We start from the raw sequence: 11,052 nt of genomic DNA, 5'->3' as shown, positions 1-11,052 counted from the left end.
CTTATTTTTTGAACACTAATAAACTTACATTTTTTGTCGGACAATCGCTAACATTTTATATAAAACTTTCTTAAAGAATTCTGCAGTTGGGCATTATGCACCAAAATTTGCGAAGAGCCCAAACGGACAAATTGAATTTGTCCGGACAAATTGCCCGCAGCTATATAAATCACTCATTTTTAACAACTTACAAGCTACCGGACAAAAGAACCGGACAAATTCAATTTGTCCGTGTTTTAAAAATCGAGGCTATTCCAGCGTCAGCCATCCATCTTCCGTCCAGTTGATTTTCTTCTGAACCAGGATGCTGGCGCCATTCTTTGGCACACTGTAACCATGACTGAAGAAGAAATCGCCATCGGGGAAGGAATAGGCAGAACAATGGCCCATCGCCTCATATTCTTTCTTATCGCCTTCCAGAATCAGCGTACCTCCGCCATTGCGCATGTCTCTGCCTGCCTTATCCAAATAAGGACCGGCAACCTTCTTGCTTCTGCCCACGGCAACACGATAGTTGCTCTTGATGCCACGGCAGCAGTAATCCCAGCTCACGAAGAGATAGTAATAATCACCATGCTTCATGATGAAAGGAGCCTCGATGGCATTGGTGCCGGCAAACTTGGAGGTAGGATTCGGCTCTGCAGAAGTATCGTCCTCGGCATGACGACGGGCGATGGTCTGAGGCTTGGCGCCCTTCTTGACATGCATCGTCTTCTTATCCAACTTAATCATCTGGATGCCATCCCAGAAAGAGCCCCAGGTAAGCCAAGGGTTCCCCTTCTCATCAACAATGAAATTCGGATCGATGGCATTCCAGTTGTCTCTATCACCCTTAGAGGCGACGAGGCAGCCCTCATCCTTCCATCCATCCTTATCAGATAAGGAAGTATTGCTCAGCAAGCCAATGGCAGAAGTATTCTTGCCAAAGGTGGAACAGGAATAAGCCAGATACCACTTGTTCTTGAATCGGATAACATCCGGAGCCCAGATATGCGTGGTAAAACCAGGCACACTATCATGCGTCCATGCCGGAATCTCTCTGTTCTTGAGCACGCCCTGAGGAACGATAGTCCAATGCTTGCGGTCGGTTGAAGTCATCTGCGTGATGCCATGACCTGTGCAGTAGAGATAGTACTTGCCATTCTCATACGCCATTACGGGGTCGTGGACAAAAGGAGTATCTACCACAATCGGTTCCTGCGGAGCATTCTGTGCCATCATCTGGCAACCACCTTTTACAACAGGAGCAGCAATGATCATTGCTGCTCCCAAAAGTATTTTAGAAATCTTCATATAATTACACCTTATTATATATAAGAGAATTACTTGTTCACAAATTTCTTTCCGTTCACAATCACTACACCCTTGTAGCTTTTGTCTACCTGCTGACCGGAGAGGTTGAACCACTTGCCATCATTCTTCTTCTGAATGATGATAGGGTTCGAGATGCCTGTAGAAAGGCTTGAGCCGTCGATGTAAGAGTTCTCACCAGTAAAGAATACGTTAATCTTAGATGGCTTGTCTGCAATGGTCTGTGTATATGAATAATGATACACCTTATTATCCGTTGTGGTAATCACAGCAGTCATCTTGAATGCGCCTGTAGCTGCATATTCCACGGTCATATCTACCAAAGAACCATTCATATCCTTCGCAAATGTATCCCAGTTGTAATCGCTGACACATCCTGTGTTGCTCCAGGCAATATTTTCAAAGTTGTCATTGCGTAACATAACATACTCCTTATAGCCAACAGCGCCATGAGCTACGTTAGAAACACCCAATACCCAACTCTTGTAAAACTCTGCACCCACAGTATAGTTATAGAACTTAAACTGTGCCTTATTGCCAGCCTTCACGGTGTAATCCTTGCTCAAGTTGGTAGCATAGGCATTCGTTGTATTCTTCTGTGCAGAAACAGGATAGTAAACCGGAGTCGTTTCCTCAGCCTCTGCATCGATGTTCAAGGTATAATCCTTAGTATATTCATAACCGTCCTTGCTGATAGTCATGGTCATGGTGACCTTACCCTTGCCTTTTACTACGCCGTCATCGGTCAGGATAGAAGGATTGCTTGACTTCCATGAAACAGTAGCACCAAGATGGCCCTCTGTAGGGAGAATTGGCTTTGAATTCAAAGTTGCACCATCTGCGAAAGGAACGCTGATCTTATCCAATGTATATTTAATAGCCGCTTTGGCATCAGCCTTGCTTCCCCAGATACTCAAACCGCGAGTCTGCAAGCTGGCACTACCTGATGTAGCCAAACCATCAGAAGAACTGAGGGCTGTAAAGCAGAGCGCCTTGATATTGGTATAATCGATAGTCTGCTCGGTAAGCACACCCTTGAACTTCACCTCTGCATTGGCTGTTGCAACACCCTTCAAGGTAAGATTGATGTAGCTTGTACCGCTCACCAGTTCCCATTTTCCGGTATACTCACCCGAGATAGAACCATCTGCATTGAGATGGATGGTAACAGGCTTCTCATAAGCCATTGCCGCTGTATTCTGACGGTAAGGATGAGCTATGATCTGATAATCTCCCTCTACCTCTGTTGCATCATAGAGCTGCTGGGTAGCAATATCATTATCAGTATAAGTCTCGCCGCTAAACTCGTAAGGAGCAGCAACCAGCCAACCGTCCTGGTTAACGAAGAGCTGATGTACACGAACCTCATGCTCCTCATCTCTGTTCATGAAGCGGGTATGGTAAACGATGAGTGCTCGTCCCTTATGGTCTACGATGGCAGAGTTATGTCCCTGAGCCAGTTCGGCAGTAGGCATGGTTTCCCACTGGTAGTTGCCGAAGAGTTTCACACCCTCGTCGCGCTTGGCATCGCCACCGAAGTTAAGGATATACTTGCCATACATGGCATCAATACCCGTTGAAGTAAGACAGTCCTTATAAGGTCCGTCTGGTTTCTCCGAACGGAAAACACGAATCTGATATCCACCGGCAGCCGTCAAGCCGCCATAGCTCATGAAGAGATAGTAGTACTTGCCCACCTTCTGAATATAGCTTGCCTCGCCTGAAACATAATATCCGCCGGCAATCTTCTTGCCGAAGTAAGGGTCGCTGGTACAGTTGGCACTGGCTGCACTCGGAGTGGTGGTCTTGCCATTCACCTCATAAGGGAAGGTATAGGTATAGTCGCGGAGACCATTGGTCTTATCCAACATAATCATAAAGATACCACCCGACCATGAACCATAACTCATCCAGAGATTATCATCATCATCATAGAATACGCATGGATCGATACAGTTAGGCCAGAAAGAGCCCCAGCTGTCACCCGTCTGATAGCGGGCAGGCAGAGAAGTTTCGCCTGTAGCTACAGCCAGGTCGGTATGCTTCCAGTCATCAGCTGCAGCATAGGCATTATGAGCGAATGTGCCCTGAAAGCCCGAGAATACCACAGGTCCCTGATAGACCCAAGGTCCTTCCAGGTCATCGGATGTGAAGCAGACAATGGAAGAGCACCAGTGGTCACCATTCAGACTCATATACATACACCACTTCTTCATGGTCTTGTTGTAGATGACATCAGGAGCCCACTGCATACCCTTCACGGTATTGCCCTTAAACTGCCAGCCATGGACATCGAAGTTATCGAAAGTCACTTCCTCGCCCTTATAGTTCTTCACCTTTTTGATGACGTGAGTGGTGTAAGCATCTTTAAAATTAATCAGTTTGCCATTCACGTCAGCAAAAAGACTGTTACTGGTTCCGGCATTTTCCTCACCCGTCTTAAAGGTGTTCCATATCTGATAGTTGCCCGAAGCATAAGTCTTGGCTCTGCCCAGATGTGAACCGTAGATATAATATTTAGGTTTGGTGGTAGAGCCCGTAACATCCATCACGATAGAAGGGTCATGCACCGCGATGCGCCCTGTTATCGTTTGGGTAGCGTATGCATTAGCCAGATCATTATCGCCGACAGCCGTCTGAGCCATAGCTCCGTTCATCGCCATCAGACTCATGATAGAAAGTAATAACTTCTTCATACGATTTCAAGTTTAAGATATGATTTTTTTTAAACCAAGGAAGGTCTATGGTGTTTTCGCCATAGACCTCACCTAAAATATATAATGTATATTGACAAAGATTACTTACCGGTTGTTTCACCCTCAGTAGTCTCGCCACCTTCAGTGGTGTCGTCCTTCTTAGGAGCATCAGAGAGTTCCCAACCTGCATTCTGTCCTAAGTTAGGATTCTTCTTGTAAGTGTCATCAGGCACTGGGAAGTAATAATTCTTAGGAATAGAGAACGCACGAGTAGGATGGGTATTATCGTTGCGATAAGTATATACCTGGCTCTCATTAGGAGTTACAACAACGCTATAGATGTTGTAAACCTGCTTGTAGCGTGGCTCACTCTTCTCTGTAGCAGCACTCTTGCCATCAAACAATTTCCAGCGGCGCTCATCGAAGAAACGGTGATCCTCGAAAGCCAACTCGATGCGGCGCTCGTTGCGGATACGCTCACGAAGCTGTTCCTTGGTCATACCCTTGTAAGCAGGCATACCCACACGGGCACGAACCTGGTTTACATAGTCGTAGGCAGCCTCAGGACCCTTTGCCTCGTTCAAAGCCTCAGCAGCATTGAGCAGAATCTCCGCATAGCGGAAGATAGGGCAAGCGGTAACGTATGTGGTAGGGTTCTTGAAGCTCATATTGTGAACGAACTTCTTAGAGTAGTAGCCGGTAGTGGTACCACCATGAAGATCCTGATAGTCTTTGCCACCTACAGATACATCCACTGCACGCTCCTCGTCCTGGCTCTTGTCTCCCCAGATACTTCCCTGGTGGAAGATGGTCTGCTCCAGACGTGGGTCACGGTTCTTGTATGGATCCTGGTCGTTGTAAGAAGGATCCTGATCGATAGGAAGACCATTGATGGTCTCGTAAGAATCAACCAGATTCTGTGTAGGGTTTACGCGACCGGTAGAGTTCACATTACCGGAGAAACCACAAGGAGTGTTGAACATCTCAATTTCTCGTGTATTCCACTCACTGCGGCTGAGGATATACTCAGGGTTCAGGTGAGGGGTACTGGTGAAGCACTCATAATAGTTCTTGTTAGGGTTGTTATCGCTTGTAGTGTACAGACGATAAGGGTTGGCAGAACTCTTGTTGGCATTGATGAAAGCGAGGGCTGCATCAGCAGCTTCCTGCCACCAGGTAACATCATTTGTAGGATTGTTCAGTGCAGAAGCACGATAGAGCAATGCTCTTGACTTCAATGCATAGACAGCAGCACCATTGATACGTCCCCAGTTCTCATTTTCATTGCTGTAACGGAATGGGAGCGCACCGCTCTGGATGATGGCATCGCATTCATCAGCTACCCATTTCAATGCTTCAGGAGCTGGAGTACGGGCAATAGAAGCAGCCTCTGCATTATCCAACACATGATCCTCGATAGGCACTGCACCGAAATAGCCAATCATATCGAAATGAAGGATGGCACGGATGAAACGCGCCTCTGCCTTGTAACGGTCGCAGAGTTTGTTGTCGTCACCGCTCTTCTCTGCATTTCCGATTACGCTCTCACGTGCCTTTGAAATGAAGTCGTTGCAGACACGGATGCCCTTCAGATCGTTGCTCCAATAACTATTGGCAAACCAGTGGTTCTTGGCATCGTATGAATCGTTCAATACACTGTGATAGTAATGCACATTCCAGTAAGAAAGGGCATTATCGGTCATACAGTCACGAGAAGCTGCACGGAACTGACCATCAGTATATCCCGCAAAGGCATCAGGCAAATAGGTATAGGCATTTGCCAAGACACCACGGGTACGGTCGTAGTTGCTGTAGATGTTCTCGTCGGTATAAGTCAAGTCGACTTCCTTATCGAGGATGTCGCTGCAGGAGGTCATACCTCCTACAGCCAGCATCGCCAATGATATATTAACTAATATCTTTTTCATATTCGTTTTTGATAAAATTGATTAGAAACCAATGTTAATACCAAATGTAAATGACTTTGTCTTTGGATACCACCAGCAGTAGCTCAATGGCTTCTCTGGGTCTACATCATCTGGCAGACTGCTGAAGGTAGCAATATTGTAAGCGCTGAAGTAAACGCGGCACTTAGTCATCCACAACTTAGAAATCAACTTAGCAGGCAAAGAGTATCCTACCTCAATATTACGGATAGACCAGAAGTTACCATTGCGTACCCAAATGTTGTTCTGGTAAGAACCTGTAGCACGGTCTGAATCAACTGCATCGAATCCATTATAAACAGGACGTGGATAAGTAGCATTCACGTTGCGAGGATCAGAAGGGTCATCAGTATAGTAACCCCAAGCCTTTGTTACCTCATGGGTACCCATGTTACTCCAACCACTGTAGCTGATAGCCGGTGAAAGGAATACAGAGCGACGGAGATAAGCATTCACAATCATGCGGGCATCGAAGCCCTTATACTCGAAACCGAAGTTGAAGGTTGGAATCATCTCAGGAATGATGGTGTATGAATCTGGCACCATATCCTTTGAGTCGATCACGCGGTCACCATTGATATCCTTGAAGACTGCTGTACCCAACTGCTGTGCTCCATTAGAGAAGCTGTTGTATGGATACTTTTCCGGATGGTCGATGGCATCCTGCTGAGAGGTTGCAATCAGGTTAGGATCTGAAGCCCACTGGTCGAACTTATAGATGTTCCATCCACCCACACGGTTGGTACCTGTCTGAGCCTGCTCATAGAGTTCGGCTACCGAAGTGTTGTCATAGATTCTATGACCTGCCTTGCGCTGCCATTCTACATCTGGTGCAGTTTCATCGATATCGGTAATCTTGTTGGTATTGAAGGTAAGCTGCCCCTCGATGAAGTACTTGAAGTCCTTGCCGATATTGCCACGATGTCCGAGAACGAGTTCGTAACCGCGGCTTTCAACCTTACCATATGAATCCTGTGCTACAGGCACACCAAGTATGGTTTCTGGCACGGTTGAACGGGATACCAGGATGTTAGAACGCCACTCCTTGAAGACATCGAAGCTACCATAGAGTTTGCTGTTCCAGAGGTTCCAGTCAACACCGAGGTTTACCATCTTGGAGATTTCCCACTTACTGTTGGCATTACCGGTCTTGCTCTCAGCATAGCCATTCACAAAAGTTCCGTTATAACCGAAACCGTAACCGGTAGCTGAACCATAGATACTCTGATATGGGTAACGGCCTGCACCAGTAGAAGACTGACCAGCTTCACCATAAGAAGCACGGAGCTTGAGAAGATTGACAAAGCCAAGTTTCTTCATCCAGGATTCCTCAGAGAGTACCCATCCTGCTGATGCCCCCCAGAAGGTTCCCCAACGGTCGTCTGGTGAGAAGTTATCACATCCCATACGAGAGAGGTTGACTGAGGCAATATACTTGTTGGCATAGTCGTATGTTCCCTGGAAGTTGTATGCCAGATAACGGTTTGAAGATGCACTCTGCTGGGTAGAGTAATCTGAACCTGCTTCCTCATTACGGTAGTAACGGGCAAAGGCACGGGCATCTACATTGTGCTTACCGAAACTGTTCTTATAACTTACACCACCAAACAGATTCAGGTTGTAGTAGTAACCACGCTGATTAGCTGATGGGTTGCTCAAAGCTGCCTTGGTTGTATATTTGGTATACTTGAACTGGCTGACATCGGTAACCGCCAGGTTATCGTAGTCGTAGTTCCATGAATCCATCTGAGCAGTCTGTGTTGACTCGAAAGTCTCGTATGCATCGAAGCTGACTGTACCGAACAAGCCTAAGCCCTTCAATACAGGACTCAAATCGTACTTGGCATTCAAGGTAGAATACAAGTTACGGCGACGGTTCTTCTCCAAACCGGAACCACCCAGGTAACGTACTGGGTTGTTGGCTGTAGATGAAGAATAGATACTTCCGTCAGGGTTATGGGTAGGAGCCATAGGGTTTGCCTCGATTACACCGAAGGTAACGAGGTTGAACACGCCCTCAGTAGGCTGAGAGATGTTATCAATACGTCCACCCAAGTCGAGAGATACATTCAGATACTTGGATACATCGATATCGATGTTAGAACGGAGATTCCAGCGGTTCAGTACGTGCTGAGTGCTGTAACCATCATTCATTTCAGTACCCTCGGTATTCCACATACCCTCCTGGCGCAGGTAAGAGAAGCTTACATAGTAGCGGGCACGCTGGTTACCGCCACTAATCTGCAGGTTGGTGCGATACTGCGGTGCAGCTTCACGATACAACTGGTCTGCCCAAGATGTATTGAAGTACTGATACTTGCGGATATCATCGTCAGCAAACTTTCCACCATTGCATACATACTTGTAGTTGTCGAGCTGCTCCTGGGTGTACATCGGATCCATACCGCTCAGATAGCGTACCTGGTTACGGGTCATCGCCATGTTGTAAGAGTTCTGAACCTCCATCTTGTTGGCGAGGGTCTGGAAACCGACTTCCTGAGTGAAATCAATCTTAGTCTTACCGGCATTACCGCGCTTGGTAGTAACCATAATCACACCATTGGCACCACGCATACCATAGATAGAAGAAGCGGCAGCATCCTTCAATACGGTGATGCTCTCGATAGGATAAGCATCGAGGAAGGAGAGGTCACGCTCTACGTTATCCACGATGATCAGTGGAGAACGGGCACTCTGGTTGGTGGTACGGATACCACGGATAAAGAGGAAACTCTCCGACCATCCTGGCTCAGAAGACCACTCGTAGGTCTGCACACCATTCAGTGTTGAGGTGAAGGCATTCTGAAGAATAGTAACAGGATGCTTCTGCAATTCCTCGCCTGAAACAACCGAACGGGAATCTGTCAAGATTTTCTTTTTCTGCTCGCCGAAAGGAACAGGAGCGAGATGCTCATACTCGTCAGCATCATCTTCCATCTTGATGACGTATGTGCCGTCAAAAGTGGTCACCTTCTCCTGAGCATTCTTGTAACCTACGCTACTAACGCAGATTTCATCGCTAGGAGTTACCTTCTTCAATGTAAAGTAACCATCCTTGTCGGTCAGGGCAATGCGGCTTTCCTCTGCCACGTTGACAACAGCTCCAGGGATTGGTTCACCCTGGCTGTTGACGATTCGGCCTTTGAGCACCTGCTCCTGTGCCAAGACTGAGCTTGAAGCACAGAGAAGTGCACTCAGCATCAAGACTTTGCTTGATGAAGATACCTTATTATATATATTCTGAATATTATTCATACGATTCTATCATTAAAAGAGTTATTCTTTCCAACCATCGTTCTGGAAGTCCTGACCAATCTTCCAAACCTCAGCCTCTGGGATTGGATAGAGGTAGAACTTGTCTTGCCACTTGCGCTTCTGGGCTACCTTACGGGTAATGGTGCCATCTGCTGCCACGTTTACACCGTAGATATCACGGCCGAGCGCATCGCCTGCTACGTTCCAGCGACGTACATCCCACCAGCGGTGCTCCTCGAAAGCAAGTTCGATGGTACGCTCCTTGTGGATGAAATTGCGCATAGCTGTCTGGGAATTCAAGTCTGCACGATCGGCTACATTACCGATGATACCGCCACGATGACGAATCTGGTCGAGCAGGTTGCAAACCTGTGTCTTGTTGCCTGCATAGTCAGCCTCGTTCAATGCCTCAGCATAGTTCAGAAGCAGTTCGCTATAGGTAAAGATCTTCCAGAGGCGCTTGGCTGTACCGCTGTGGTTACTGCTCAGGATGGTCTCAGGAATATACTTGCGTACATAGTAACCTGTTGGAGTAGCATTCTGGTTACCGATAGGATTATCGCGATGACCATAAACCACATCAATGACATTGGTCTTGGTGCTGGTAGCCTGACCCCACTCACAACCATTGTAAAGAATGGTAGCTGCGAGGCGTGGATCACGGTTCTTCCACATCTTCTGCTCTGTATAACCGCTCTCTTCGTTGATGACAGGCTTGCCGTTTACATAAACCGGAGCACCTGTTGCATCATACTGCTTGAAAGGAGCTGAACCATCTTCCATATCATACATATCTACGAGGTTCTGGCTTGGGCAAAGACCACCCTGTCCACCTTCACCTACAGGAGTATCGGTAGAAATACCGCTCCAACCGATAGCTACATCGTTGCGGAAGAAGATAACCTCAGGGTTCTTGTCGGTATAAGTGTTGAGCAACCAGGCATTGTTGTAGGCTGCTACACCACCATTGGTACGATCTTCCAACTTATAGTTCTCACCATAGTCAGCGATGAAGCCCGCAGCTGCGTCTGCAGCCTGCTGCCAGGTAACACCGCTCTGTGCTGAGTAGCGTGGACTTGCCATGTAGAGCATCATGCGAACATAGAGGGCACGTGCTGTAGGCTGGTTTACCTCACCTGCATAGGTAGCATCGCTGGTCTCTGCGTAAGTCTTCAAACTGCTCTCGCATTCCTTCACCTCCTTGAAGAGATAATCCATGAAGGTCTTGAGGTCAGGGCGCTCTGTATAACCTGTCATCAGGTCACCGTTAGGGTCGAGCTCGGTTGTAACCAATGGCACCGGACCATAGCGGAGGAACAGTTCCCAGTAGAAATAGGCACGGAGGAAACGGGCCTCTGCAATATAGTTTGCCTTACGTGAATTGTAAAGTTCTACGTCAACATCTGCAGGGCGAAGCTTGTTCTCAGTGTCCTGCTCCAATGTGTTGATGGTGATATTGCACTTGCGGATACCACGATAGCGGCTCTCCCAAGGAGAAGTCAGCTCTGCTGCACCGCCACCACCATAATAGTTACCGATGTTGAATGTGGTACGTGTACCTGATGTACCAATACTTGACTCAGCCAGATCGGTAGCAGCATCCATCCATGAGTTGTTCACGCGGTTGGCACCGTGAAGCAGGAAGTTGTAAGTATCATTGTGGTTCTCTTCCAACAGAGTGAAGTTACCCAACACCTCAGCTTTTGTCAACTCATTGCTTGGCTGCTTGTCGAGGAAATTGCCAAAGGCGTCTTCGCAAGAGGTGAGCGTCATTGCTCCCATAACGAGCGCCAAAGCAAATATACTATATTTCTTCATTTTCGATTCTTTTTGAATGTTCTTGA

General features: G+C 47.2%; 5 protein-coding genes. All 5 read right to left on the bottom strand.

The window, feature by feature from the left end; genetic code table 11:
* Positions 1-249 precede the first annotated feature (249 nt).
* Positions 250-1,221, bottom strand: coding sequence for a family 43 glycosylhydrolase (locus NNC77_RS03230; RefSeq protein ID WP_118151839.1), 972 nt, complete (start codon positions 1,219-1,221; stop codon positions 250-252).
* A gap of 101 nt (positions 1,222-1,322) precedes the next feature.
* Positions 1,323-4,007: a lipocalin-like domain-containing protein gene (locus NNC77_RS03225; RefSeq protein ID WP_254969804.1), complete on the bottom strand. Its 2,685-nt coding sequence runs from the start codon at positions 4,005-4,007 to the stop codon at positions 1,323-1,325.
* Positions 4,008-4,108: 101 nt separating this feature from the next.
* Positions 4,109-5,935 (bottom strand): RagB/SusD family nutrient uptake outer membrane protein, encoded by a 1,827-nt coding sequence (locus tag NNC77_RS03220; RefSeq protein ID WP_117695560.1) that lies wholly within the window; start codon positions 5,933-5,935, stop codon positions 4,109-4,111.
* A 21-nt stretch (positions 5,936-5,956) separates the two neighbouring features.
* A complete protein-coding gene (locus NNC77_RS03215; RefSeq protein WP_181992403.1) occupies positions 5,957-9,208 on the bottom strand; it encodes a SusC/RagA family TonB-linked outer membrane protein in 3,252 nt (1,083 codons plus the stop codon).
* Between the two features lie 21 nt (positions 9,209-9,229).
* Complete coding sequence (locus NNC77_RS03210) at positions 9,230-11,026, bottom strand: RagB/SusD family nutrient uptake outer membrane protein (protein ID WP_117695559.1); 1,797 nt, start codon at positions 11,024-11,026, stop codon at positions 9,230-9,232.
* Between the last annotated feature and the right edge of the window lie 26 nt (positions 11,027-11,052).

Origin of the sequence: Segatella copri, assembly GCF_024330485.1 — a bacterium.
GTDB lineage: Bacteria > Bacteroidota > Bacteroidia > Bacteroidales > Bacteroidaceae > Prevotella > Prevotella copri_L.
Note: the sequence above shows the minus strand (reverse complement) of the source record. Positions and strands in the feature narration are given on the sequence as shown.

What these genes read in the sequence shown, in the direction of transcription:
- NNC77_RS03225 (WP_254969804.1), bottom strand. Translation starts at nt 4,007, where the DNA reads ATGAAGAAGTTATTACTTTCTATCATGAGTCTGATGGCGATGAACGGA.
- NNC77_RS03215 (WP_181992403.1), bottom strand. Translation starts at nt 9,208, where the DNA reads ATGAATAATATTCAGAATATATATAATAAGGTATCTTCATCAAGCAAA.
- NNC77_RS03210 (WP_117695559.1), bottom strand. Translation starts at nt 11,026, where the DNA reads ATGAAGAAATATAGTATATTTGCTTTGGCGCTCGTTATGGGAGCAATG.
- NNC77_RS03230 (WP_118151839.1), bottom strand. Translation starts at nt 1,221, where the DNA reads ATGATGGCACAGAATGCTCCGCAGGAACCGATTGTGGTAGATACTCCT.
- NNC77_RS03220 (WP_117695560.1), bottom strand. Translation starts at nt 5,935, where the DNA reads ATGAAAAAGATATTAGTTAATATATCATTGGCGATGCTGGCTGTAGGA.